The sequence below is a fragment of the Proteus appendicitidis genome (assembly GCF_030271835.1).
GTDB lineage: Bacteria > Pseudomonadota > Gammaproteobacteria > Enterobacterales > Enterobacteriaceae > Proteus > Proteus appendicitidis.
In genome coordinates this window covers 2,342,299-2,366,992 of the sequence record NZ_CP127389.1, presented here as the reverse complement: position 1 = coordinate 2,366,992, position 24,694 = coordinate 2,342,299, and the positions used below count along the sequence as shown (strand labels likewise).

Here is a 24,694-nt window from a genome sequence, read left to right as displayed (position 1 = left end):
TTATTCTGACTTTTTCTATTTTATATATCCTGATTTTATCAAACGACTCTTTTATTGGTGGTTTTCAACAACAAAACGTTGTGAGCCGTGCGTTGTCTTTAAGATTTTTTAGTGATAGTACTCACGTTTTAAAAGCTTTTTTATCTGATCTAGAGTAGAGTATGGGAAGCAAATTTCTTGTTAAACCTATCACATCTTTGGAGTGTGTCAGATGCAGAAAAAAGCTGAGTTGTATCGTGGAAAAGCCAAAACGGTCTATGCCACTGAATCTTCTGATTTTCTTATCCTTGAATTCAGAAATGATACATCAGCGTTAGATGGCCAACGTATTGAACAGTTTGATCGTAAAGGAATGGTAAATAACAAATTTAACCATTTCATTATGAATAAACTGGAAGAAGCGGGTATCCCAACGCAGATGGAACGTTTGCTTTCTGATAATGAAGTGCTAGTAAAAAAACTCGATATGGTACCTGTTGAATGCGTTATTCGTAATCGTGCAGCGGGATCATTAGTCAAACGTTTAGGTATTGAAGAAGGTACACTTTTAAATCCACCAATCTTTGATTTATTCTTAAAAGATGATGCACGTCATGATCCTATGGTCAATGAATCTTACTGTGAAACCTTTGGTTGGGTGTCTAAAGCAAACCTCGCAGAAATGAAACGTTTGAGCTATAAAGCAAACGATGTCCTTAGCGAACTCTTTGATAAAGCAGGACTTATTTTAGTCGATTTTAAACTTGAGTTTGGTCTATTTCATGGCAAAGTTGTATTAGGTGATGAATTCTCTCCTGATGGAAGCCGTCTATGGGATAAAAATACCTTAGATAAAATGGACAAAGACCGTTTCCGTCAAAGCTTAGGCGGATTAATTGAAGCATACGAAGAAGTTGCACGTCGAATCGGTGTTTCTTTAGACTAAATACGCAAACGATTACGTCAAGCCAAACTTGATGTAATTAGAAAAGGTCAGCTTAAAAACTGACCTTTTTTTTAATATCGAGTTTTAAATATCACGTTTTAAATGGAATGTATTAAAGAACATAATTAAGCAGCTATGCAGTTAGCTTGATTGAATGATTTTTAATCATAAGAAAATCTATCGTAATCCTAAACTTTTTAATAGCTGTTTTATTTCATTATTAAGTGCAAGGTTATCAAGATACTGATTAATTAATGGTGTCGGCTCAATAAGTGCGTATTTACATAAAAATATAAGGAAGTAACCGACATAAACATCAACAGCCGTTAGATTTTTGCCACAAAGATAAGGTTTTGCGCTGGCTAAGCCGGTTTCTAAGCAATGAAAAGCACGTTCAAAAGAACCAAAACCAGATGATTTTTGCTGTTCTTCATTAAGCTCCATACCAAGCTCTTTTATCGTAAATGCAGATTCAATAGGACCTGCAGTAAAAAAGAACCAACGATAATAAGCCGCACGCTCTGGCGAATTTAAAGCAGGCGCAAATCCTTTTTCAATAAACTTATCGGCTAAATAAGCACAAATTGCTGCTGTTTCAGTGACTATATTGTCACCATCAACGAGAGCAGGCACTTTTGCCATTGGATTAATCGCAAGATATTCAGGGGTACGCATTGGTTCGCCATATTCTAATTCAACACGCTGATAAGGCACATCTAGCATTTTTAAGAAAAGCTCTACTGTGTTACCGCGAGACATTGTATTAGTATAAAAAATAAGTTCACTCATGATGTTTCCTTACTGTGTTGATTAATATGATGTTGTTTAAACTGAGACAGCAAGGAAGATATTACGCAAACGGTGCGTCAGTTTTTGTCAGGAGCCTCTTTGAGGATCTCTTTTTTCCATCGAGAGAGTAAATAGTTTTTAGGGTAAGGCAAATTCTCACTTAATACTTCATAAGAGATAATTCTATCGAGCCTAAAATGGCGATAGCTTTGGCGTAATTCACACCATGCAGCAATCACTTGCGAATCTTGAAAGTAACCCACAGCAACTGGCCAAATAATTCGAGTACTTAATTGTTTTTGAGCATCTTGATAATCTATTTTGGCTTTTTTTTCTTCGCGTAAACTAAAACGCATATCTTTAGCAATGGTATGATCAACTTCAATAATTCGGTTTGTGGGAACAAACAATGTATTTTGTTCAAGTAAAGTTTGATGCTGTGTTGTTACCACGGCATTGATTTTATTAATTGCTCGTAATGCAGAGTGACTTAATTCTTTATCTGTATTACTTTCCACCCAACGTAATCCTAAAATAAGCGCTTCGAGTTCATTAATATCAAAGGTTAATGGTGGTAGGAGTAAGCCTGATTTTAGCTGATAACCTATACCTGCTTCACCTGTGATTTCAGCACCTTGATTACGTAAAGATTCAATATCACGATAAATAGATCTGACACTAATTTGTAATTTATCAGCTAATACTTCTGCCGTGATCGGATAGCGATTTTCTTTTAAAATCTGCAATAAAGTGAGTAAACGTTGGGTTCGAGTCATTAAATTATCTATTTATTAGTGAAGAAAAATACACAGGCAAGAAATAAGAATTCTATTATGAAATCGTTAAAAAAGCAGATTTAATTCCTTACGATGCTTATTTTTTCGTTGTGACAACGGGTGTCATCTTACTCTGATAGTCTCTATTATCTTGCTCTTAAAAAATAGGGAATAGAGATTGCAATTATTTGTTATTATCTCAAATCAAGTGATAAATTTGTTCATAATAAAGCTAAAGTCGTCTATTTAAACTATGGGGATAAGTTATGCGTTGGAATGATCGCCGAAGAAGTGACAATGTTGAAGATAGAAGAGGGCAATCTTCTCCCGTATCAGGCGGTGGTAATCTCCCATTAGGATTAATTGCACTTTTGCTACGCACTAAATATGGGTTTGTGATTATTATTGTTTTAGTGATAGCCAGTTTTATGGGGTTTGATTTTAACTCATTAACGGGTGAAACCGGACAATCGCCACAACGTAACGAACAACAAAGCGCCCTTTATAATGAAGCCGCAGATTTTAGTAGTGTCGTTTTAGCCAGTACAGAAGATTTTTGGCAAACTATTTTTGCACAAGCAGGCAAACAATACAGCTATCCTAAACTCGTTTTATATACCAACAGCACCACAACGCAATGTGGTACAGGTACGAAAATAATGGGACCTTTTTATTGCCCCGCGGATAGAAAAATTTATCTCGATCTCTCTTTTTATAATGAAATGAAACATAGCCTAGGTGGTGGTGGTGAATTTGCTCAAGGTTATGTGATTTCACATGAAGTAGGGCACCATGTTCAGCATTTATTAGGTATCACTGATCAAATGCGTGAAAAACAACAAATGGCGCGATCAAAAGCAGAAGCAAATCGTTTATCTGTAAAATTAGAGCTACAAGCAGACTGTTTTGCTGGAATGTGGGGACATTTTATTGCAGGTGAAGGTCGTATTGATGAAAGCGATTTATTAACTGCGATCAAAACGGCACAAGCGATAGGTGATGATAAATTACAGAAGCAACAGCAGGGTTATGTCGTGCCTGATAGTTTTACACACGGCACCGCAGAACAGCGCAAGACTTGGTTTATGAGAGGCTATAACAGTGGCAGCATTAAATCTTGCGATACATTTGCTTCTTCGTCTTTGAACTAATACCATTCGACGGTAAATAAAAGATAATTAACGCTATAAAGAGAAAGGCTTAGGAACAAACATGAGTAACGTTGATCCCTCACTATTAATTTTGCTGGTTCTCGCGGGGCTTGGCATTATTAGTCATAATATGACTGTAACGTTGGCAATGCTTGCTTTGTTAGTGATTAAAATCACGCCTCTAAATCAATATTTTCCTGTTGTTGAAAAATATGGCATGACCATCGGGATCTTAATTTTGACTATTGGGGTAATGACCCCCATAGCAACTGGGCGTATTTCAGGGCAAGAAGTTCTTAACTCATTTTTAAACTGGAAATCACTGCTGGCAATTGCAATAGGTATCGCGGTTTCTTGGTTAGGCGCACGGGGTGTTTCTCTAATGAATAACCAGCCTTCAACGGTTGCTGGTTTATTAGTGGGAACCGTCATTGGTGTCGCACTTTTCCGTGGTGTACCTGTTGGGCCATTAATTGCAGCGGGTATTCTTTCATTGTTAATCGGTAAATCCTAGCTGTGCCATTTTCCCATTTACATCAATACCAGCAAAAATTAGCTCAATTAGGGCAACGCCAATTACTGCTATTAGCGGGTGAACCTGCATGGCAAACGGCACAGATCCAGCAAATAACTCAATTATGCCAAGGTGATTGGGTCACTATTTCGTCCAATCAACCTGATGCTATTTTGCCTGAACATGCTATTCGCCTATTAGGGCGTGAGTTTCTACATGCGGTTTTTGATGCTAATGAGGGATTTAATACTGATGCGTTAGCCATGTTAGCGGGCACATTAAAAGCGGGCAGTGTATTGATTTTGTGCTTGCCTGATATTGAACGTTGGGACAGTTATATCGATAACGATAGTCAGCGCTGGAATGATGCTCAAGGCGTGCTTTCAACACCAAATTTTATGGCATGGCTAAAAAACATCACTTTAAATGATGATCACGCCATTGTCTGGCAACAATCAACGCCATTTCATTTCCCCCCATTGATTGAAAAAGCTAAATCTTGGTCGCTTCCACAAGGTAAACCAACCGCAGAGCAGCAAGCTATTTTAGATAATTTGCTATTATCAACATCGGGTATTTGGAGCGTTATTGCACCAAGAGGCAGAGGAAAGTCAGCGTTAGCAGGAATGTTTATCGAGCAATATCAAGGAAATGTACTGGTATGCGCGCCGGCTAAAAATATTACAGATGTTTTATCTTCACACACCAATAAAGCTATTTCATTTTGCTCTCCTGATAATTTATTAGCGCTGTGTATAAATAACGAAATTCACAGTGATTGGCTGATTATTGATGAGGCAGCTTCTCTGCCTATTGCACAGCTAGAAGCGCTATGTGGCTATTTTCCTAATGTATTAATGACAACCACGGTACAAGGCTATGAAGGAACAGGCCGAGGTTTTATGCTGAAGTTAGGAGACAATATTCCTAATTTGCGTACCTATCAATTAAAAACCCCCATTCGTTGGGCTAAAGATTGCCCATTAGAAAATTGGTTAAATCAGTTGTTATTGCTTGATGAACCTGAGTACGATTTTGATTGTCAGCAACAAGGTGAAATCGATATCCACCAGCTTCAAGGAAGTTGGCATAATAATATTTTACAACTACATGATTTTTATCAGTTACTTACTAGTGCGCATTATCGAACAACCCCACTTGATCTACGACGTTTACTTGATGGTCAAAAACAGCGTTATTGGTCTGCATCAATTAATAAAAATATCGTGGGTGCGGTGTGGTGTATCGAAGAAGGGGGATTACCTTTCGAACTTGCTCATGATGTCTGGTTAGGTACTCGTAGACCTAGAGGCAATCTGGTTGCTCAATCATTAGTCACTTATGGTTTAACACCCGATGCAATGTGTTTAAACTCATTGCGTATTAGCCGTATTGCGGTTTTACCGCAATATCGACGCCAAAAAATTGCTGCAAATTTAATTGCTGATATTGTCAAAGTGAGCCAAAAACAGGCTATTGATTATCTTTCGGTGAGCTTTGGTTATACCGAAGTGTTAGCACAGTTTTGGATGCAATGTGGCTTTCAAATAGTACGGCTTGGGGTTCATAAAGAGGCAAGCAGTGGATGTTACGCGGCAATGGCAATTTATCCACTAACAGAAAAAGGCGAACAGTTATTGCGCTCGTCTTTACGTGCTTTTGCTTTGCAATATCCGCAAATAAAACAGCAAACTAAGCTCTGCTTGGCGGATAATTTAATACCAAATCATATTGATAGACCACAAGACAGTTGGTTAATGATGGCGGGTTTTGCATTTGCTCATCGTCCAGCACTTACTGTTTATAAGAGTGTTGCTCACTTTTTGGTGGGTTATGAACAACACTATCCGTTATTAGTGGCTTTTTTTGTAGACAATAAGGCTGTTGAGCAGTGTGTAACTGAGTTTTCTTTATCAGGAAAAAAAGCCTTAACTAAGCAATTAAGAGAACAATGCGCACAATTAATGGCTGAAAAAGATCCTCAATTAACATCGCGTTATCAACAGTGGTTAGCTACTTATTCTCATCCTTCTTGTTTTGATTTTGTTTAGGCCAATCATCTTCATCATCCCATTTATCATTAAAATCACGATGTGGAGGCAGCTTTCGCTTATTTTTAAGAAATTGCTTGGGATCGATTTTGTTCATATCTTTAATAGCGTTAATAATAATTCCTACTAAAAGAATTAAAATTACCCACCAATAGTCAGCAAACCAGTGCATAAATAAGCCTTATATTTTAAAATTGTTGTTGAGAATGAGGATCTTTTTTATTTACTCTATAAAATAACGCAATAAAGCATAGATTGGAAAGCACAGCATGAAACGGATATTATTGATTATAGCAGGTTGGTTATGTGTTGGATTAGCCACTTTAGGTGTTATTTTGCCTGTGTTACCCACGACACCTTTCTTATTACTTGCTGCATGGTGTTTTTCTCGTTCGTCAAAGCGCTTCCATTATTGGTTACTTTATCGTTCTTGGTTCGGTCCTTATTTACGATATTGGCAAACTTATCACGCCATGCCCAAAGGGGCGAAACCTAAAGCTATCTTAATTATCTTAATTACGTTTGCGATTTCACTGTGGCTAGTGTCTATGCTTTGGGTCAGAATATTATTGCTGATAATCTTAGCGTGTTTGTTGATATTTATGTGGCGGCTTCCTGTTAACGATCAACAAGAAGCCCCATATGAAAAATAACGTTATTCAAGCAAAATTTACTCGGGCAAAACAATGAAACGTGCAAATATTTCGTCAAGATTAGCTAATAGCCACTGCTTACCATAAATATTCTCTTCTTCTAACACAGATTTTAGAATATCAGGTGTGTAAGCAAGAGAAGCTTCATGAGAAAGAGGCCAATAACTGATATGCCATGGCTCGTAAGCAATATCGCTCTCTTTATGAGTAAAAGGACGATAAAAGTCATACGCTGACATATTCTCCGTTAACCATTCATTCAGCTCTGCAAAATAGCCACCATTCTCGTATTCCCAAGGTTCTAATTGTAATGATTGACCTTCAGGTAAACGGAAAGGATCGTAAATATCAATCTCAGTGCCCCAATGATGGCGGCTTGCACCGGGCAATGCTGACCATTTTAAAATAGCGATACAGCGCTCACCGTCTGATAATGCATGAATATCTATTGGCTGGCTTTGTGCATCTAAAACGGGGCGGGTACCTTCAAACTTTCCATTCCATATCGCCAATTGGCGATTAAAATCACGAAAAGAGCTGGCTGGCATTAATTTAAAGCCTGCTTTTGCGGCTTGTTGTTGTAATGCTAAAAAAGCCTTAGTGGCATTAAATTGTAAGCGATGCTGGCCGGATAAAGTGACTAAATGATCAGTAGAACGTCCAGTTAGCATTAAAGGCGTTATCATAAAATAAGTTGCTCCATAACCCGCTGATAAATTCGGCTAAGCTGTTGTAAATCTGCCGCATTAACACACTCATTAACTTTATGAATTGTTGCATTAACAGGGCCTAATTCGACAACTTGCGCTCCCATTTGGGCAATAAACCGACCATCAGAAGTGCCTCCACTGGTGGAAAGCTCTGGCTCTAAATTGGTGTAATGCTTAACGGAGTAACGGATAGCTTCAAGCAATTTGCCTTGACCAGTAATAAAAGGCTGACCAGATAAAGACCATTCCAACTGATAGCGAAGTTGGTGCTTTTGTAATAATGCTTCTGTGCGTTGGCGAATTTCTGCATCTGTAATGGCAGTACTAAAGCGGAAATTAAATTGAATAAACAATTCTCCGGGAATGACATTATTGCTGCCTGTACCTGCATGGATATTGGCAATTTGCATTGTGGTTGCTGGGAAAAATTCGTTACCTTCATCCCAAACCGTATTCACTAGCTCTTGGATAAAAGGGGAGGCAAGATGAATGGGATTTTCTGCAAGGTGAGGATAAGCGACATGACCTTGCACACCTTGAATAATTAAATTTGCTGTTATTGAGCCTCGACGACCATTTTTTACCATATCACCTAAATGATGTTGGCTTGAAGGTTCACCCACAAGGCAATAGTCGAGACGTTCGCCACGCGACATTAAAGATTGTACGACTTTAACTGTACCGTCTATAGCTTTGGCTTCTTCATCGGATGTAATTAAAAAAGCGAGTCGTCCACGGTGATCGGGATAGGCGTGAACAAAGCGTTCAGCCGCTACAATCATGGCAGCAAGCGAGCCTTTCATATCTGCCGCACCGCGCCCATATAACAGACCATCACGAATAGATGGTTCAAAAGGCGGGTTATCCCATAAAGTAGGATCACCTGTTGGTACAACATCAGTATGACCAGCAAAAGCCAGTGTTTCACCTTCACCACCACGGCAAGCCCAAAGATTTTCAGTTTCACCAAAAGGCATTCTTTCAATCGTAAAACCAAGAGGGGCAAGCCTATCGATAATCAGTTGCTGACAACCTTGATCATCAGGGCTGATTGAGGGACGCGAAATCAGTTGTTGTGCAAGCTCAATAACAGGGCAGGACATAAAAATTAGGCTCCTGTAAAGGTCGAATAATCATTGACATCAAAACCAACAATAAAGCGGTTATCTGATGACACAAGAATAGGGCGTTTAATGATGGCGGGTTTATCTAACATAAGTGAAATTGCAGAGGTAACATCTGTGATTGCGTTTTTTTCTTCATCAGATAATTGACGCCAAGTTGTTCCTCTTTTATTCACAAGTGTCTGCCAATCTAAATTTTCTGTAAAGGTGCGTAATAATGCTTCCGTCAAACCCTCTTTGCGGTAATCATGAAATGTGTAGGGAACATGATTATCATCTAGCCATTTACGTGCTTTTTTGATTGTATCGCAATTTTTTATGCCGTACATGGTATATGTCAGGTTCGTCGTGGACATGATATTTTCCTTATATGACAATACGTAATATTAGTATTGATGAGAGTGAGTGTTATACAATTCCAAAATAACAGCTTTTGTTGTAGTGAAAAATCCTATTTACATTATAAAATATATCGGATATTAAACTGTCACGTTAGTGTAACGAATTGTGTAGCGTAGAGTAATACAAATACGAATAAAGATTTCCGTTGGTAAAAGAAAATATGAAAAGTATTTCACTGAGTCTTATATTGCTTTTACTCTCTTCTTTTAGCTGGGCAGATGAAGAAAATGACAGCCAAAAAGTTGATGAGTATAAAATAGCCTTAGAGGCCTTTTTTAACAGTGATTATTTATTGTGTTTGGGCGAAGGGAAATGGCCTGTGTACAGCAATGAAGATGATGCACCATGGGTATTAGAAAGAATGCATGCATTAGTTGAGGCAGGATTGATTGAACAAACCGCAAATGGAGAAGAATGGGTGTTCAATCTCAGTGAAAAGGGGCGCAGAGCGTGGCAACCTTATCAAGACTTCTGTTATGGTCACCTGTTCATTAGTCAGATAAAAGAAATTCAGCCAATAGGCTCAGGTAAAAGTAAAATTTATTTTTATTATGGTGTGAAAGGCATTCCTTCATGGGCAACCAATGAAGAAATACAATCTGCCTTTAGTGAACTTGATATTGTGATTAATGGAATAAACCGAGAACTGTATCAGTTAAATATCGAAAAATTACCGGATAATCATTTCAAAGTATTGAGTTATCCAGTACCTATTGAGTAATAGATGACGTGATATAGACTTAAATGGAATATTAAATCGATATATCTTATTACCCCGACCCTGTGTCGGGGTAAAACGTTTAGTACTGATGCTTAATAAGAATAAGACTGGCAGCTAAACGAGAAGTAACCTGCAATTTCTTTAAAATATTACGAATGTGAACTTTCACTGTTTCTTCAGAAATAAATAAATTCTCAGCAATTTGCTTATTTTTCATTCCTGCAGACACTTCATGAAGAACATCCAACTCTCTTTTAGTCAATGCTGAAAGTGGATCAGAATAGTTTTGCCTAAGCTGAATATATTGCCACACTCGCTCACTATAAACTGGATGCCCAACAGCCGCTTTACGTAGGCTAAGTAATAGCATGTCTAACTCACACTCTTTTAAAAGATAACCGTTTGCGCCTGCATCCAACGCAGCGTAAACATCATTACGTGAATCAGAAACGGATAAAACAAGAACATAAGATGTTAAACCAGAGCGACGAAGTGTCCGAATAATATCAATACCTGAACGCCCTTGTAGATTTAAATCCATCATAATTAAGTCTGGATTTAACTGTTTTGCAGCGGTTACAGCCTCTTGAGCATTGCCACTTTCGCTTACTACGACAAAATCCTTGTCTTTTTCTAACAATAGCCGTAATCCATATCTCATGATAGGGTGATCATCCACTATCATAATTGAGTAGCTAGGCATAACCCCTCTCCCTAAAAAAAAATAATAATGTGCGTAATCTTTCCAATAGCAGAAAATAAAAAAGTAAATTCCAAATGAGGAATAAAAATTAGAATCAGACATCTTATTAAAACAATAAGAAAATAAAATTGACGGTTGGCAATATTACACCAATTATTGTTACGGGTAAAAAAGAAAATAACCAAAACGACTAACAAAAAATCTAATTCTATAAAATCTTTATAATTACAATGAGTTGACCGTAAACTGGGCTATATTAAAAATAATCAACAAGTGAAAATAGTTATTGTTTTTTTAAGCTATATAAAAATTTTAATTATTTTAAATGTTAATTTAATATCTGGTAAATAATAAACAGATATTGTCTTTTTTCTGTTCGAGTTTATTACACTGATGAAATTAAATAGCGTTAATAATATACCTATAACTAGGTATTAGTTGTTTCTAATAAATCGAGTTTACTAATTTGAAAAAAGTGTCGGAGCCGTCATGATTTAACGCGTCATTACCATTATACTAACGAAGCCCTTACCCTATTGATACAAAGGATATGAAGATGGAAGACAAATTAAAACAAAGCGCTCTAGATTTTCATGAATTTCCCGTACCTGGCAAAATCACAGTAACACCGACAAAACCACTCACAACCCAACGTGATTTAGCATTAGCTTATTCACCGGGCGTTGCAGTTCCTTGTTTAGAAATTGCAGCAAACCCTCTTGCCGCTTATCGCTACACAGCCAAAGGTAACCTTGTCGCGGTGATTTCAAATGGTACTGCGGTACTAGGGCTTGGAAATATTGGTGCCTTAGCAGGTAAACCTGTGATGGAAGGTAAAGGCGTTTTGTTTAAGAAGTTTTCTGGCATTGATGTTTTTGACATTGAAGTTAATGAGACAGATCCTGACAAACTCGTTGATATTATCGCATCATTAGAGCCAACGTTTGGTGGTATTAACCTCGAAGATATTAAAGCACCAGAGTGTTTCTATATTGAGAAAAAACTGCGTGAGAAAATGAACATTCCTGTATTCCATGATGATCAGCATGGTACAGCGATTATCTCTACAGCCGCTATTCTTAATGGCTTACGTATTATTAAAAAAGAAATTAGTAAAGTAAAATTGGTGGTATCTGGAGCAGGTGCTGCGTCTATTGCTTGTATGAACTTATTAGTTGCTTTAGGGCTAACACGCGAAAACATTACTGTATGTGACTCTAAAGGGGTTATCTACCGTGGACGTGAAGCTAATATGGCAGAAACCAAAGCGGCTTATGCAATCGAAGATAACGGTACTCGTACATTAGATGATGTTATTAATAATGCTGATATTTTCTTAGGTTGTTCAGGGCCTGGCGTATTAACGCAAGAAATGGTCAAAAAAATGGCACGCGATCCGCTTATTCTTGCGCTTGCAAACCCAGAGCCTGAAATTTTACCCCCATTAGCAAAAGCGGTACGTTCTGATGCGATTATCTGTACAGGGCGTTCTGACTACCCAAACCAGGTTAATAACGTATTGTGTTTCCCATTTATCTTCCGTGGCGCATTAGACGTTGGTGCGACAACAATTAATGAAGAGATGAAACTCGCTTGTGTTCATGCTATTGCAGAATTAGCACTTGCTGAACAAAACGAAGAAGTTGCTTCGGCCTATGGCGATCAGGAGCTTTCTTTTGGCCCTGAATACATTATTCCGAAACCGTTTGATCCACGTTTGATTGTGAAAATTGCGCCAGCGGTTGCCAAAGCGGCGATGGATTCTGGTGTTGCAACTCGCCCAATTAAAGATTTCTCTGTTTATATCGAACACCTTAATGAGTTTGTTTATAAAACGAACTTATTTATGAAACCTATTTTCTCTCAAGCAAAAAAAGAGAAAAAACGCATTGTGTTAGCAGAAGGGGAAGAAAACCGCGTACTGCATGCAACACAAGAATTAGTAACATTAGGATTAGCTACACCAATCTTAATTGGTCGTCCTAGTGTGATTGAAATGCGTATTCAGAAATTGGGTTTACATATTAAAGCCGGTAAAGACTTTGAAGTGGTGAATAATGAAAACGATCCACGTTTCAAAGAATATTGGCAAGAATATCACCAAATCATGAAACGTCGCGGTGTATCACAAGAGCAAGCTCGCCGAGCAATGATTGGCAATCCAACACTTATTGGTGCCATTATGGTTCGCCGAGGTGAAGCTGATGGTCTGATTTGCGGTACTGTGGGTAGCTATTCTGAACATTTTGAAATCTACAAAAATGTGTTTGGCTTACGTGAAGGAATGGAAACCGCAGGGGCAATGAATGCACTGCTATTGCCAAGTGGTAACACTTTTATTACAGACACTTACGTCAATGAAGATCCAACCGCAGAACAATTAGCAGATATTACAATTATGGCTGCTGATACTATTCGTCGCTTTGGTATTGAGCCAAAAGCAGCGCTGGTTTCTCGCTCAAGTTTCGGCTCTTTTGATAGCCCATCTTCAATTAAACTCAGACAAGCATTAGAGATAATCAAACAGCGTGCGCCTGAATTAGAAATTGATGGTGAAATGCATGCAGATGCAGCGTTAGTGGAATCTATTCGCCGAGATATAATGCCAGATAGCCCATTAAAAGGCTCTGCAAACCTGTTAGTTATGCCAACAATGGAAGCCGCACGTATTAGCTATAATTTACTACGTGTAACTAGCTCTGATGGTGTGACAGTAGGACCAGTATTAATGGGTGTTGCTAAACCAGCTCATATTTTGACGCCAATTGCGTCAGTACGTCGTATCGTAAATATGGTGGCATTAGCTGTTGTTGAAGCTCAGACACAATCTCAAAATTAATAATTACTAATTAAATTATTCCATCTATAAAGCGCCTTTTATCAGGCGCTTTTTTTATGCTTTTCAACTTTTATACTCTTTGAATAGACACAAAAAACATTAAATGCAAATTAATATCAGAATGATATTGATAACCGTTAACATTAATATTAATCTATGGCTCCGACTAAAGTAGGTATATATAACTAATAGGATGATTATGTTTTTCTCAATATCAAAAAGGATCTTACTACTAGTTTCATTGGTAAGCCTTTCAGCATGTCATTCGATAGAAAAACAACCTGTATCAACCGTAGATCTGGCAATTATTCAGTCAGCAAACATCATTGATACTCAGACTGGGCAATCCATCACCGCAGATACACTGTTAACACGATTAGCAAATCAATCGCATGTGATTATTGGTGAAAAACATGACAATGCTTATCATCATGATATTGAATATTGGTTAATGACAGAATTGCCTAAAAAGCGCCCTCAAGGAGCGGTTTTACTTGAGATGCTAACACCAAGCCAGCAATCATTAGTTGATAATACAAAAAAACGTTATTCAGGCTCTGAATACCTACGAGATGAGCGATTAATGGCTGCATTAAAATGGAATTCAGGTTGGCCTTGGAAATGGTATGGCAATATAGTTAAAGCAGGACTAAGCGCGGATTATCCTTTATTAGCGGCAAATATTGATCGTAGTGAAATATCTAGTGCGTATAAAAACCCTCCTATTATTGATGGTGTGCATTCAACTGCTCCATCTGTTCGCGAACTTATTCAAAAGACCATCGAGCTTTCTCATGGTGGCGAGCTTGATAAAACACAAGCAGAAAAAATGACGGTTATTCAGCAATTGCGCGATCGTGCAATGGCTAAAAGTTTATTAGATGCTCCGACACCCGCACTTTTAATTGCTGGCTCTTTTCATGCCACAAAAGTAATGGGTGTACCTTTACACGTTGCTGATCTAGCACCGAATGAAAACGTGACAGTCGTGATAATGACGGAAGAGGGAAGTGATGTTACTTCAGTTCATGCCGATTATCTTTGGATAACACCTGTCGTATTACCTTAATTTATTGATAACACGAATATGTTTATTTCCTCTTGTATGGATCAAATGCCAAAATTTCAGCTTTGTAGCTCCAAAGCATTTATTTTGGCTATCGGTGTACATGCTATTTTTGTCATGGCTTGTTTTTATTTCAATAAAGAGAATAAGGTATTTATACAAGAGCCAGAATTAGCTGTAATGATGAGCTTAAGTGAAAACGTACAAGCAATCAGCGATGAAAAACAGGTTGTAGGCGTCGATCAACAACTGGCGATAGCAAGCCAAAAAAAGGTAGAGCAAGATATTGCTGAAAAACAGCCTGATCTGATTGTGAATGAAAATGCAGAGATTTTGCTCGAAAAACCTAAAAGAAGAGTCAATGTAGAGCAAACAGCCAAAGTGACACCTATTACCTCTCCGGTAAAGCCTGCGCCCACTATTAGTGAAAATGTGTCTAGCCAATCAGCACCTTCAAGTAGTCGCTCTGCAGCGAAACAGCAATCTAATGATGTTAGCGCAAATTATGATAGCGATTCAGATAGTTCAGAAAGTGTGCTTGCATTATGGCAAGCTAAAACAAAAGGGCACCTTAATCGCTATAAAGCCTATCCTGAAGAAGCAGAAAGCAAAGGTAAAACCGGCGTTTCTAAAGTGCGCTTTATTGTAGATGAACAAGGTTATGTCATATCGAGTGAGTTGATCCTTAGTAGTGGCGTGCGTTCTTTAGACAGAGAAGCACAAAGAGTACTCAAACGTGCTGAACCCTTGCCTATACCGCCAATAGAGTTATTGTCGAAAGGTAAAATAATGGTTGAAATGCCAATTGAGTTTTCTAAACTAACGTTCTAACGACAGGTTAAAAGGAAATAAAACGTTATGCTAATCGCAACAAAAAAACGGATGACGTTGAAATTAACGAGTGCGATCATGGCATTGTTAATTTCAGCAACACCTGCATTGGCTCAAAACCAGAAGGACTCCCTAGTGATGCCACCAAAAGCGAATAAAGTGCCTCATGTGATGACAGATCACGGAGATACACGCACCGACAATTATTATTGGCTACGAGATGATTCACGTAAAGATCCTACCGTACTCGATTATCTGAATGCTGAAAATGCCTATACCGAATCAGTGATGAAAGAAGGTAAGGCGCTTGAAGAAACGCTCTTTAATGAAATGGTGAGCCGTATGGCTCAAAACGATGAATCAGTACCTTATATTTATAATGGATATACGTATCGTACTATTTATCAAGAAGGTAAAGATTTCCCTATTTATCAGCGCAAACCCGTAAATAGCAAAGGTGAATGGGAAGTTCTCGTTGATGGAAACGAGCGTGCTAAAGGGCATGAATTCTATCAATTAGGTGATCTGACAATCAGCCCAGATAACAAACGTATAGCTATTGCAGAAGATAAAGAAGGGCGCAGAAACTATAATGTTGCCTATAAAGATTTATCGGATAATACATGGAAAGAGAATGTGTTAACCAATATCTCTGCAAACTTAGTGTGGGCAAATGACAGCAAAACACTATTTTATGTTGATAAAGATCCGCAAACGCTACTGCCTTACCAAATCTATCGCCATCAATATGGCACTGATCGTAAACAAGATGTCAAAATCTTTGAAGAAAACGACGATCGCTTTTATACATGGATGGGTAAAAGCAAATCTAAAGATTACATTCTTGTCTCTATCGAAAGCTCTACAACCTCAGAATCTCGTTTAATTGATGCGAATGCACCAGAAAAACCGATGGTTATCTTCTCTGCCCGTCAAGATGGGCGTGAATATGATATCGACCATTTTAATGGCGAATTCTATATTCGCTCGAATCATGAGAGTGAGTTGTTTGGTCTTTATAAAACTTCATCAATTGATAAGCCTTGGGAAACCGTCATTGCACCACAAAAAGACGTCGATTTAGAAGGCTTTGATCTCTTTAATCGCTGGTTGGTTGTTGAAGAAAGAAAACAAGGTTTAGTGTCATTACGTCAGATTGATTGGAAAACAGGTCAATCAACGAATGTTACGTTTGACGATCCGGTTTATATGGCATGGCTAGGATTTAACCCTCAAGCAGATAGCGAAGAGCTACGCTTTGGTTATACTTCCATGACAACGCCTTCTTCAACTTATCAATGGAATATGCAAACGCATCAAAAGCAACTGCTTAAACAGCAAGAAGTAAAAGGCTTTGAACGTGATTTGTATGAAAGTGAACGCATTTGGGTAAAAGCTCAAGATGGTGTTGAAGTTCCCGTATCATTGGTTTATCGCAAAGACTTATTTAAGAAAGGTGAAAATCCTATCTTAATTTATGGCTATGGTTCATACGGTAGTAGCATTGATCCTTCATTTAGTTCACCGCGTTTAAGCTTGTTAGACAGAGGCTTCGTTTATGCAATTGTACATGTGCGTGGTGGTGGTGAATTAGGAAAGCGTTGGTATAACCAAGGTAAGATGGAACATAAAGTTAATACTTTTACCGACTTTATTGATGCCACTAAATATCTAATTGCCAAAGGTTACGGAGCGCCTAAACACGTTTATGCTATGGGTGGCAGTGCAGGTGGTTTATTAATGGGTGCTGTTGTGAATATGGCACCAGAATTATACCGCGGTGTTGTATCTCAAGTTCCATTTGTGGATGTTGTGACAACAATGCTTGATGCTTCTATTCCTTTAACAACAGGGGAATATGAAGAGTGGGGAAATCCTGCGGATAAAGACGTTTATTTCCGCCTAAAATCGTATAGCCCATACGATAATGTAGTTGCCAAGGCATATCCTCATTTATTAGTCACAACAGGATTACATGATTCACAAGTACAATATTGGGAGCCTGCAAAATGGGTTGCTAAATTGCGTGAATTAAAAACAGATAATAACCTACTATTACTTGATACGAATATGAGTGCAGGGCATGGTGGTAAATCAGGACGTTTTAATCGCTTACGCGACACAGCAAAAGAATATGCTTTTATTCTGATGTTAGAACAACCTGAAGTCTATTTTAAAGCTCAAAATATAAAATAGAATAATCAGTAATAATAAATAAATTTAATACTAGCCTGTCTCTCTTTAAGGGAGACAGGCTAGTATTTAAAGCGAATATAAAAATAATAATATTTTCTAGTTTAATTACTTTATATAAAGCAACGTGGGCCTATTTAAATAAAAATAAAGAATAGGTTTATTATGAAGTTTACAAGGAAAATACTCAGCACTCTTATTTTATTTTCGGGTGTTAATCATCTTGCCATCGCATCTGAAACTGATAAAGCGGTTCAATTTAGTAGCTTAAAAGTCTCATCAGCACAAAAAGAAACACCAGAACAAAAAGCATTGGCAAAACCCGGTGCTTATAGTTCTATTGGTGAAATTAATAATCTTGGAACTGTTGAACAAGCATTACGTTCAACACCAGGAACGTATACTCAAATGGATGTGAGTCAACCGGGTGTTAGTGTTAATATTCGCGGGCTTAGCGGTTTTGGGCGTGTGAATATGATGGTGGATGGTGTCACACAAACTATGTATAGCACATCACCTAGCCAATATGCTCATGGTGCGCAACCCTACAACCAATTTAATACCATGATCGATCCGAATTTTATTATTCAAATCGACATTTCTCGTGGTCAACAAGATGGTGAAAATAGTATTAATGCTCTGGCAGGAAGTGCTAACTTTAAAACTATTGGTGTAGAAGATATTATATTTAAAGGGAATTCATGGGGAGTAAGAAGTAAAGCGGCTGGTGGTACAAATGGCTTAGGTTATAACGGCATGGTTGCTTTTGCAGGGCAGCGCTCATTATTTAATGATAATGGTTCGGTTGGCGCAATGCTTGCGTTAAGTGGACATAAAATAGAATCATCTTATAAAAATGGCGCTGGCTTTAATAGTGAAGAATTTTCGACAAGTAAAGAATTTAATCAAAGACCACACTCAGAACTCACCAAAATAAATATAAAACCAAATGATTCTCATGAATTAGAATTAAGTGGTCGTTTTTATAACAATGATTTTAATCGCCGTAAAATTAATGCTAAAGATTATTATGCAAAATATCGCTATACACCATTAAATGATCTATTTGATAGCGAAATTCTGCTTAGCCACAGCCAAGCATCGCAAAAGTTTGCGGGTGATTCTCTTGTGAGTTTACGTGAAGCAAACGCAAAAAATATCTCTGACTCATTAGTGGCCAAAAATACCAGTCGCTTTAATTACGGTGAACTGGATATGGCGTTAACGCTTGGCTCCAAATTAATGTCAACGGAATACAAACGCAGTGTTACTGCGCCTTCTACTGATCCGTGGCAATCACAAAATATGGTTGAATATAATACGTTTGCACCGCAAGGAAAAAACGATTTAACCAGCTTCTTCTCACAAATGAAATTTGAATACGATATTTATACGCTAGATCTCAATTTAAATTATGTCGATTATCATATTAAAGGGCGTAAACCAGCTTGCGATCCCACAGCTGCCTGTTTCCCTGAAGGTGAAATGAATGTCAATCGCCATGATAGAAATTGGGACCCAGGAATGCTGCTTTCTGCTGAAATTATTCCTGAATTTCAGCCATTTGTAAGCTATGCACAAACGATGAGAGCGCCTACATCGCAAGAAATCTTCTTTGCCAATGAAGGTGGTGCTTCAATGAACCCATTTTTAAAAAGCGAAAAGGCAGATACCGTTCAATTGGGTTTTAATAGCTATCGCCCTAATTTAATTGTTGAAGGTGACAGCTTACGATTTAAAGGATTGTGGTATCACACAAAAGTCAAAGACTACATTTCTAGTGAGTCTTATTTTGTATGCAAAGGTGGGGTGCGTTGTAAAAATGACGGTTCTTTAACGGATGATGATTATGCAGGAATAGAATATGATGGCAATATTTTCCTGTATACCAATAGCCTTGAGCCAGTAACCTTGCGTGGTTATGAGCTTCAAGCAAATTATGATGCTGGTGTATTTTACACAAACCTTTCTTATAGCGATCAGCGAACATCTCAACCGACTTCGATTGCCAGTACAGACTTTGGGCAAACACCCGCTTCTGAATTACCTAAATATTATGCCACTATTGATACCGGTGTTCGCTTCTTTGATGACCAGTCATTAGAACTAGGCACTGTGATCCAAATAACGGGAAAATCGCGTAAATCCTCACCTGAAGGCATAGATTACGACACGGGTAAAGTACCTATGGTGCAACAAGATAATATTCCAACGGTTATTGATCTTTATAGTAATTACAGAATTAATAAAAATATTTCGTTGAAGTTTGCCGTGCATAATTTAATGAATAAAAACTATTCTAATGCACTTGATAGAAGTAATTCAGCGCCAATAATGCAAGATCCGGGAAGTAATACTCAAACAGCTCGAGGTCGAAGCTACTTATTTGCAGGAGAAGTACGTTTTTAGTATTCACTGATAATTATCTGAATAAAGAATAAAAAACGGCACCAAATATGATTTTGATGCCGTTTTTCTTTTGTATCGAATTAAATAAGAAGCAGGGGTTAATTGTCACTTTTAGTGGTTGTTTTGCGCTTTGCTCTTATTTTTTGTGTCTTAACCACTTCACTGGTGATCCAACCATCTTCAACACGGGTTTTTAATGGATCGCCCACTTTCACTTGTTTGGTATTTTTCAGCACTTCTCCAGACTCTGTTTCGCTAATACTGTAACCGCGAGAAAGTGTTGCGAGAGGACTCACACTTTCTAAACGAGAGCAGCTAATAGCGAATTGTTCACGTTGACGAGATAACTGTAGTGAAATACTTTCTCTCATACGGTAAATCAACTGCTGTTGTTGGCGAAGTAATGCTTGAATTTGTGAACTAGGCTCTTGGTAATTAAGGCGTTTTTGTAGTTGTGTTTGTTGATGTTGCTTGGTTTGCAATAGTCGCTGAAAACTAGTTACTAAACGCTGTTGTGTGGAAGCTAATACATTTTGCTGACGAGCAAGGCGTAAATGAGGATGTTGTTGCTGCAAACGATGATGAAGCTGTGTTATTGCGCGTAATTTTTTTGCTAAATAGTAATCCATCGCCATTTCAAGGCGTTGTTGCTGCGATTGTAATTGGCGCAATAACTCAAGTTTGTTACGACTAATAAGCTCTGCGGCAGCAGAAGGGGTTGGCGCTCTAAGGTCGGCAATAAAATCAGCAATGGTCACATCGGTTTCATGACCAACTGCACTTACAATCGGAATTTCACTGGCAAAAATAGCACGAGCAACGCGTTCATCATTAAATGCCCAGAGATCTTCTAACGAACCGCCACCACGACCAACAATTAAAACATCACACTCTTTACGGCGGTTAGCAAGTTCGATGGCATGAACAATCTGCATAGGCGCTTCAGCACCTTGAACAGCGGTTGGGTAGATAAGCACAGGCAAAGAAGGATCACGACGACGAAGAATATTTAAGATGTCGTGTAGTGCTGCTCCGGTTGATGAAGTAATAACACCAATCTGTTTAGCGGGAGATGGTAGGGGGTTTTTATGAATAGCATCAAATAACCCCTCCGCACTGAGTTTTTGTTTTAAAAGCTCAAATTGTTGTTGTAATAGCCCGTCACCAGCAGGTTGCATACTCTCAACAATCAATTGGTAATCGCCTCGTGGCTCATACAATGTAATTGTTGCGCGAACTAAAACTTGCTGACCATGCTGAGGGCGAAAAGTAACTTTAGTATTTTGCCCACGAAACATCGCCGCTCTAATTTGGGCATTCGTATCCTTTAACGTAAAATACCAGTGACCAGAAGAAGGTTGAGTAAAATTGGAAATTTCAGCGCTGATCCAAATGCGACCCATTTCCATTTCTAATAACTGGCGAACGGTCTTATTTAGACGGCTAACAGTAAAAATATTATTGTTTATCGGTAGTGTCATGTGAGCCAGATCAAATTTTAAAACAAAGACTTAATTGATTGATACTACCTAAGTTAGTGGCAGGATCAATAAAAATTTTGAAAAAAAGCTAGAAGCAACCGATTACGGTGTGTATAATTCCGCGGCAATATTTTCTATTTCCTAAAAGCCGCCTTGGTGAGATATTGCTATGTTACGAATTAAAAAAGAAGCACTTACATTTGATGATGTTTTGTTAGTTCCTGCACACTCCACTGTTCTTCCTAATACTGCCGACTTGTCTACTCAACTGACTGAAACAATCCGCCTAAATGTTCCTATGCTTTCTGCTGCAATGGATACTGTGACTGAAGCGCCTTTAGCTATCGCATTAGCTCAAGAAGGTGGAATTGGTTTTATCCACAAAAACATGTCTATCGAACGCCAAGCTGAAGAAGTTCGTCGTGTGAAAAAACATGAAAGTGGTGTAGTCACTGATCCTATCACCGTAACACCAGAAACTTCTTTACGTGAAGTTCAAGCAATGACCGAACGCAATGGCTTTGCGGGCTACCCAGTTGTAACTAATGACAACGAATTAGTGGGTATTATTACGGGTCGTGATGTTCGTTTTGTTACTGATTTAGACCAACCAGTTACTGCGGTAATGACACCAAAAGATCGCTTAGTGACTGTACAAGAAGGTGAAGCACGCGATGTTGTTATGCAAAAAATGCATGAAAAACGTGTAGAGAAAGCCTTAGTGGTTGATAACCACTTTCACCTGAAAGGCATGATCACTGTAAAAGACTTCAAAAAGGCAGAGCGTAAACCAAACGCATGTAAAGATGAACACGGTCGTTTACGTGTAGGTGCTGCTGTTGGTGCAGGTGCTGGTAACGAAGAACGTGTAGCAGCATTAGTTGCTGCTGGCGTTGACATTTTACTTATTGACTCATCTCACGGTCACTCTGAAGGTGTATTACAGCGTATTCGTGATACTCGTGCATTATATCCAAATCTACCTATTATTGGTGGCAACGTTGCGACCGCAGAAGGTGCTTTAGCGCTGGCAGATGCAGGTGTAAGTGCGGTTAAAGTTGGTATTGGTCCTGGTTCAATTTGTACAACACGTATCGTAACTGGTGTTGGTGTACCACAAATTACCGCTATTGCAGATGCAGTTGAAGCACTGAAAGATCGCAATATTCCTGTTATTGCAGATGGTGGTATTCGTTTCTCTGGCGATATCGCAAAAGCATTAGCAGCAGGTGCAGCTTGCGTTATGGTGGGTTCAATGTTTGCAGGTACTGAAGAATCTCCGGGCGAAATCGAACTATTCCAAGGCCGTTCTTATAAATCCTATCGTGGCATGGGCTCGTTAGGTGCAATGTCTAAAGGTTCATCAGATCGTTACTTCCAAACCGACAATGCAGCAGACAAATTAGTACCAGAAGGTATTGAAGGTCGCGTTGCTTATAAAGGTTTATTAAAAACTATCGTTCACCAACAAATGGGTGGTTTACGCTCATGCATGGGCTTAACAGGCTGCGCAACAATTAAAGAATTGAATACCAAAGCTGAATTTGTCCGTATCAGTGGTGCGGGTATTCAAGAAAGCCATGTCCATGATGTCACCATCACAAAAGAATCACCTAACTATCGCTTAGGTATGTAATTTATTCCGAGAAAGGCTTGTTTTGATTGTAAATTAGCAAGCCTTTCAACTTTATGACTTTATCTGTTTTGGAATTCACCACAAATGACAGCAAATATCCATAATCATCGCATTCTTATCCTTGATTTCGGTTCACAGTATACGCAGCTTATTGCTCGTCGTATCCGTGAAATCGGCGTTTATTGTGAACTCTGGGCATGGGATGTTACAGAAGAACAAATTCGTGAATTTAATCCTAATGGTATTATTCTGTCTGGTGGCCCTGAAAGTACGACTGAAGACAACAGCCCTCGTGCGCCAGAATACGTATTTAATGCAGGCGTTCCTGTATTAGGAATTTGTTATGGTATGCAAACGATGTCGATGCAATTAGGTGGCGATGTCGAAGTTTCTGGTGAGCGTGAATTTGGTTATTCACAAGTTGAAATTCGTGAAACTTGTGCACTGTTTAATGATATTCAAGATTCAGTTAGCGAAGATGGCAAACCATTATTAGATGTATGGATGAGCCACGGTGACAAAGTTACTGCTATTCCATCAGACTTTGTAACAGTAGCCAGCACTGAAACTTGCCCATTTGCTATTATGGCGAATGAAGAGAAACGTTTTTATGGTGTTCAATTCCATCCCGAAGTGACACACACCCATCAAGGTTTAGCGATTTTAAAACGTTTCGTTTTAGATATTTGTGGATGTGATGCTCTGTGGACTTCTGCTGCAATTATTGAAGACACGGTTGCTCGTTTAAAAGAGCAAATTGGTGATGATCACGTTATTTTAGCGTTATCAGGCGGTGTTGATTCTTCAGTGACTGCATTATTGTTAAACCGTGCGATTGGTAAACGTTTAACATGTGTATTTGTTGATAACGGCTTATTGCGTCTGAATGAAGCAGAGCAAGTCATGGAAATGTTTAAAGGCAAATTTGACCTAAATATTATCCATGTTGAAGCAGAAGAACGTTTCTTAACTGCGTTGAAGGGCGAAAACGATCCTGAGAAAAAACGCAAAATCATTGGTCATACATTCATTGAAATCTTTGATGAAGAAGCTGTTAAACAGCCACAAGTTAAATGGTTAGCACAAGGTACTATTTACCCAGATGTGATCGAATCTGCAGCATCAGCAACAGGTAAAGCTCATGTGATTAAATCACACCATAATGTGGGTGGTTTACCTGATGATATGAAACTGGGTTTAGTAGAGCCATTAAAAGAACTGTTTAAAGATGAAGTTCGTAAAATCGGTCTAGAGTTAGGCTTACCTTACGATATGCTTTATCGTCATCCATTCCCGGGTCCTGGTTTAGGGGTTCGTGTATTAGGTGAGATCAAGAAAGAGTACTGTGATTTATTACGTCGTGCGGATGCAATCTTTATTGAAGAATTACATAAAGCTGACTTATATAACAAAGTAAGCCAAGCATTTACCGTGTTCTTACCTGTGCGTTCAGTGGGCGTTATGGGTGACGGTCGTAAATATGACTGGGTTGTTTCATTACGTGCTGTTGAAACAGTGGACTTTATGACAGCGCATTGGGCGCATTTACCTTATGACTTCTTAGGTCGTGTTTCTAACCGTATTATCAATGAAGTTAGCGGTATCTCCCGCGTCGTTTATGATATCAGCGGTAAACCACCAGCAACAATTGAGTGGGAATAAAATACCATTTATCAGTAATCGTTGATAAAGGTTAAAAAAACAAGAGCCATCAGTAAGT

The 24,694-nt window shown here is 38.5% G+C and carries 21 protein-coding genes; 13 read left to right on the top strand and 8 right to left on the bottom strand.

Features of this window, described 5'->3' with window-relative positions; all coding sequences use genetic code 11:
* The first annotated feature begins 211 nt into the window (after positions 1-211).
* Positions 212-925: a phosphoribosylaminoimidazolesuccinocarboxamide synthase gene (purC, locus tag QQS39_RS11075; protein WP_285804529.1), complete on the top strand. Its 714-nt coding sequence runs from the start codon at positions 212-214 to the stop codon at positions 923-925.
* Positions 926-1,102: 177 nt separating this feature from the next.
* Here purC and QQS39_RS11070 read toward each other — a convergent pair whose 3' ends face one another.
* Both QQS39_RS11070 and QQS39_RS11065 read right to left on the bottom strand, forming a co-directional pair.
* The gene (locus tag QQS39_RS11070) at positions 1,103-1,714 is read right to left on the bottom strand and encodes a glutathione S-transferase family protein (protein WP_285804528.1); all 612 of its coding nucleotides are present in this window, start codon (positions 1,712-1,714) and stop codon (positions 1,103-1,105) included.
* Between the two features lie 77 nt (positions 1,715-1,791).
* Complete coding sequence (locus QQS39_RS11065; protein ID WP_285804527.1) at positions 1,792-2,490, bottom strand: helix-turn-helix transcriptional regulator; 699 nt, start codon at positions 2,488-2,490, stop codon at positions 1,792-1,794.
* Between the two features lie 266 nt (positions 2,491-2,756).
* Between QQS39_RS11065 and ypfJ the strand changes: the two genes are divergently transcribed.
* The 3 genes from ypfJ to QQS39_RS11050 all read left to right on the top strand — a co-directional run bounded on the left by ypfJ (position 2,757) and on the right by QQS39_RS11050 (position 6,206).
* On the top strand, positions 2,757-3,641 hold the full coding sequence (gene ypfJ, locus QQS39_RS11060) for a KPN_02809 family neutral zinc metallopeptidase (RefSeq protein WP_285804526.1): 885 nt from the start codon (positions 2,757-2,759) through the stop codon (positions 3,639-3,641).
* A gap of 61 nt (positions 3,642-3,702) precedes the next feature.
* A complete protein-coding gene (locus QQS39_RS11055) occupies positions 3,703-4,155 on the top strand; it encodes a DUF441 domain-containing protein (protein ID WP_006533030.1) in 453 nt (150 codons plus the stop codon).
* Between the two features lie 2 nt (positions 4,156-4,157).
* Entirely contained in the window at positions 4,158-6,206 is a 2,049-nt protein-coding gene (locus QQS39_RS11050; RefSeq protein ID WP_285804525.1) for a tRNA(Met) cytidine acetyltransferase TmcA, read from the top strand.
* On the opposite strand, the gene QQS39_RS11045 is transcribed toward QQS39_RS11050, so the two are convergent.
* On the bottom strand, positions 6,169-6,378 hold the full coding sequence (locus QQS39_RS11045; RefSeq protein ID WP_036936107.1) for a YpfN family protein: 210 nt from the start codon (positions 6,376-6,378) through the stop codon (positions 6,169-6,171). The two genes, QQS39_RS11050 and QQS39_RS11045, sit on opposite strands and share 38 nt — an antisense overlap.
* 97 nt (positions 6,379-6,475) lie before the next feature.
* Between QQS39_RS11045 and QQS39_RS11040 the strand changes: the two genes are divergently transcribed.
* Positions 6,476-6,859, top strand: coding sequence for a DUF454 family protein (locus QQS39_RS11040; protein WP_151435405.1), 384 nt, complete (start codon positions 6,476-6,478; stop codon positions 6,857-6,859).
* Positions 6,860-6,876: 17 nt separating this feature from the next.
* On the opposite strand, the gene QQS39_RS11035 is transcribed toward QQS39_RS11040, so the two are convergent.
* From QQS39_RS11035 to QQS39_RS11025, 3 genes are read right to left on the bottom strand one after another with little or no spacing between them, the layout of a single operon-like run.
* Positions 6,877-7,545, bottom strand: coding sequence for a M15 family metallopeptidase (locus QQS39_RS11035; RefSeq protein ID WP_151435404.1), 669 nt, complete (start codon positions 7,543-7,545; stop codon positions 6,877-6,879).
* The gene (gene dapE / locus QQS39_RS11030) at positions 7,542-8,672 is read right to left on the bottom strand and encodes a succinyl-diaminopimelate desuccinylase (protein WP_285804524.1); all 1,131 of its coding nucleotides are present in this window, start codon (positions 8,670-8,672) and stop codon (positions 7,542-7,544) included. The genes QQS39_RS11035 and dapE overlap by 4 nt, the downstream gene beginning before the upstream one ends.
* Positions 8,673-8,677: 5 nt before the next feature.
* Positions 8,678-9,049: an ArsC family reductase gene (locus tag QQS39_RS11025; RefSeq protein WP_196571569.1), complete on the bottom strand. Its 372-nt coding sequence runs from the start codon at positions 9,047-9,049 to the stop codon at positions 8,678-8,680.
* 206 nt (positions 9,050-9,255) lie between these two features.
* Between QQS39_RS11025 and QQS39_RS11020 the strand changes: the two genes are divergently transcribed.
* Positions 9,256-9,816, top strand: coding sequence for a hypothetical protein (locus QQS39_RS11020; RefSeq protein WP_100160343.1), 561 nt, complete (start codon positions 9,256-9,258; stop codon positions 9,814-9,816).
* A 79-nt stretch (positions 9,817-9,895) separates the two neighbouring features.
* On the opposite strand, the gene QQS39_RS11015 is transcribed toward QQS39_RS11020, so the two are convergent.
* A complete protein-coding gene (locus tag QQS39_RS11015) occupies positions 9,896-10,519 on the bottom strand; it encodes a response regulator (protein WP_069368881.1) in 624 nt (207 codons plus the stop codon).
* A 556-nt stretch (positions 10,520-11,075) separates the two neighbouring features.
* Here QQS39_RS11015 and maeB point away from each other — a divergent pair.
* The 5 genes from maeB (at position 11,076) to QQS39_RS10990 (ending at position 19,857) form a co-directional block, all read left to right on the top strand.
* A complete protein-coding gene (maeB, locus tag QQS39_RS11010) occupies positions 11,076-13,358 on the top strand; it encodes an NADP-dependent oxaloacetate-decarboxylating malate dehydrogenase (protein WP_285804523.1) in 2,283 nt (760 codons plus the stop codon).
* A gap of 199 nt (positions 13,359-13,557) precedes the next feature.
* Positions 13,558-14,427 carry a ChaN family lipoprotein gene (locus tag QQS39_RS11005; RefSeq protein ID WP_285804522.1) on the top strand — a complete coding sequence of 290 codons (870 nt, stop codon included), beginning with the start codon at positions 13,558-13,560 and terminating at the stop codon, positions 14,425-14,427.
* Positions 14,428-14,472: 45 nt separating this feature from the next.
* On the top strand, positions 14,473-15,255 hold the full coding sequence (locus QQS39_RS11000) for an energy transducer TonB family protein (protein ID WP_285804521.1): 783 nt from the start codon (positions 14,473-14,475) through the stop codon (positions 15,253-15,255).
* 27 nt (positions 15,256-15,282) lie between these two features.
* Complete coding sequence (locus tag QQS39_RS10995; RefSeq protein ID WP_285804520.1) at positions 15,283-17,451, top strand: S9 family peptidase; 2,169 nt, start codon at positions 15,283-15,285, stop codon at positions 17,449-17,451.
* Between the two features lie 162 nt (positions 17,452-17,613).
* Positions 17,614-19,857: a TonB-dependent receptor gene (locus tag QQS39_RS10990; protein ID WP_285804519.1), complete on the top strand. Its 2,244-nt coding sequence runs from the start codon at positions 17,614-17,616 to the stop codon at positions 19,855-19,857.
* Positions 19,858-19,955: 98 nt separating this feature from the next.
* Here the strand turns inward: QQS39_RS10990 and xseA are convergent, their stop codons facing one another.
* Positions 19,956-21,338 (bottom strand): exodeoxyribonuclease VII large subunit, encoded by a 1,383-nt coding sequence (gene xseA / locus QQS39_RS10985; RefSeq protein ID WP_285804518.1) that lies wholly within the window; start codon positions 21,336-21,338, stop codon positions 19,956-19,958.
* Positions 21,339-21,507: 169 nt separating this feature from the next.
* On the opposite strand from xseA, the gene guaB reads away from it, so the two are divergent.
* Together guaB and guaA are read left to right on the top strand one after the other, a co-directional pair.
* A complete protein-coding gene (gene guaB / locus QQS39_RS10980) occupies positions 21,508-22,974 on the top strand; it encodes an IMP dehydrogenase (protein ID WP_285804517.1) in 1,467 nt (488 codons plus the stop codon).
* Positions 22,975-23,058: 84 nt separating this feature from the next.
* Positions 23,059-24,636, top strand: a complete 1,578-nt coding sequence (guaA, locus tag QQS39_RS10975) for a glutamine-hydrolyzing GMP synthase (protein WP_100160335.1) — start codon at positions 23,059-23,061, stop codon at positions 24,634-24,636.
* Positions 24,637-24,694: the final 58 nt, after the last annotated feature.

What these genes read in the sequence shown, in the direction of transcription:
- purC (WP_285804529.1), top strand. Translation starts at nt 212, where the DNA reads ATGCAGAAAAAAGCTGAGTTGTATCGTGGAAAAGCCAAAACGGTCTAT.
- QQS39_RS11070 (WP_285804528.1), bottom strand. Translation starts at nt 1,714, where the DNA reads ATGAGTGAACTTATTTTTTATACTAATACAATGTCTCGCGGTAACACA.
- QQS39_RS11065 (WP_285804527.1), bottom strand. Translation starts at nt 2,490, where the DNA reads ATGACTCGAACCCAACGTTTACTCACTTTATTGCAGATTTTAAAAGAA.
- ypfJ (WP_285804526.1), top strand. Translation starts at nt 2,757, where the DNA reads ATGCGTTGGAATGATCGCCGAAGAAGTGACAATGTTGAAGATAGAAGA.
- QQS39_RS11055 (WP_006533030.1), top strand. Translation starts at nt 3,703, where the DNA reads ATGAGTAACGTTGATCCCTCACTATTAATTTTGCTGGTTCTCGCGGGG.
- QQS39_RS11045 (WP_036936107.1), bottom strand. Translation starts at nt 6,378, where the DNA reads ATGCACTGGTTTGCTGACTATTGGTGGGTAATTTTAATTCTTTTAGTA.
- QQS39_RS11040 (WP_151435405.1), top strand. Translation starts at nt 6,476, where the DNA reads ATGAAACGGATATTATTGATTATAGCAGGTTGGTTATGTGTTGGATTA.
- QQS39_RS11035 (WP_151435404.1), bottom strand. Translation starts at nt 7,545, where the DNA reads ATGATAACGCCTTTAATGCTAACTGGACGTTCTACTGATCATTTAGTC.
- dapE (WP_285804524.1), bottom strand. Translation starts at nt 8,672, where the DNA reads ATGTCCTGCCCTGTTATTGAGCTTGCACAACAACTGATTTCGCGTCCC.
- QQS39_RS11025 (WP_196571569.1), bottom strand. Translation starts at nt 9,049, where the DNA reads ATGTCCACGACGAACCTGACATATACCATGTACGGCATAAAAAATTGC.
- QQS39_RS11020 (WP_100160343.1), top strand. Translation starts at nt 9,256, where the DNA reads ATGAAAAGTATTTCACTGAGTCTTATATTGCTTTTACTCTCTTCTTTT.
- QQS39_RS11015 (WP_069368881.1), bottom strand. Translation starts at nt 10,519, where the DNA reads ATGCCTAGCTACTCAATTATGATAGTGGATGATCACCCTATCATGAGA.
- maeB (WP_285804523.1), top strand. Translation starts at nt 11,076, where the DNA reads ATGGAAGACAAATTAAAACAAAGCGCTCTAGATTTTCATGAATTTCCC.
- QQS39_RS11005 (WP_285804522.1), top strand. Translation starts at nt 13,558, where the DNA reads ATGTTTTTCTCAATATCAAAAAGGATCTTACTACTAGTTTCATTGGTA.
- QQS39_RS11000 (WP_285804521.1), top strand. Translation starts at nt 14,473, where the DNA reads ATGCCAAAATTTCAGCTTTGTAGCTCCAAAGCATTTATTTTGGCTATC.
- QQS39_RS10995 (WP_285804520.1), top strand. Translation starts at nt 15,283, where the DNA reads ATGCTAATCGCAACAAAAAAACGGATGACGTTGAAATTAACGAGTGCG.
- QQS39_RS10990 (WP_285804519.1), top strand. Translation starts at nt 17,614, where the DNA reads ATGAAGTTTACAAGGAAAATACTCAGCACTCTTATTTTATTTTCGGGT.
- xseA (WP_285804518.1), bottom strand. Translation starts at nt 21,338, where the DNA reads ATGACACTACCGATAAACAATAATATTTTTACTGTTAGCCGTCTAAAT.
- guaB (WP_285804517.1), top strand. Translation starts at nt 21,508, where the DNA reads ATGTTACGAATTAAAAAAGAAGCACTTACATTTGATGATGTTTTGTTA.
- guaA (WP_100160335.1), top strand. Translation starts at nt 23,059, where the DNA reads ATGACAGCAAATATCCATAATCATCGCATTCTTATCCTTGATTTCGGT.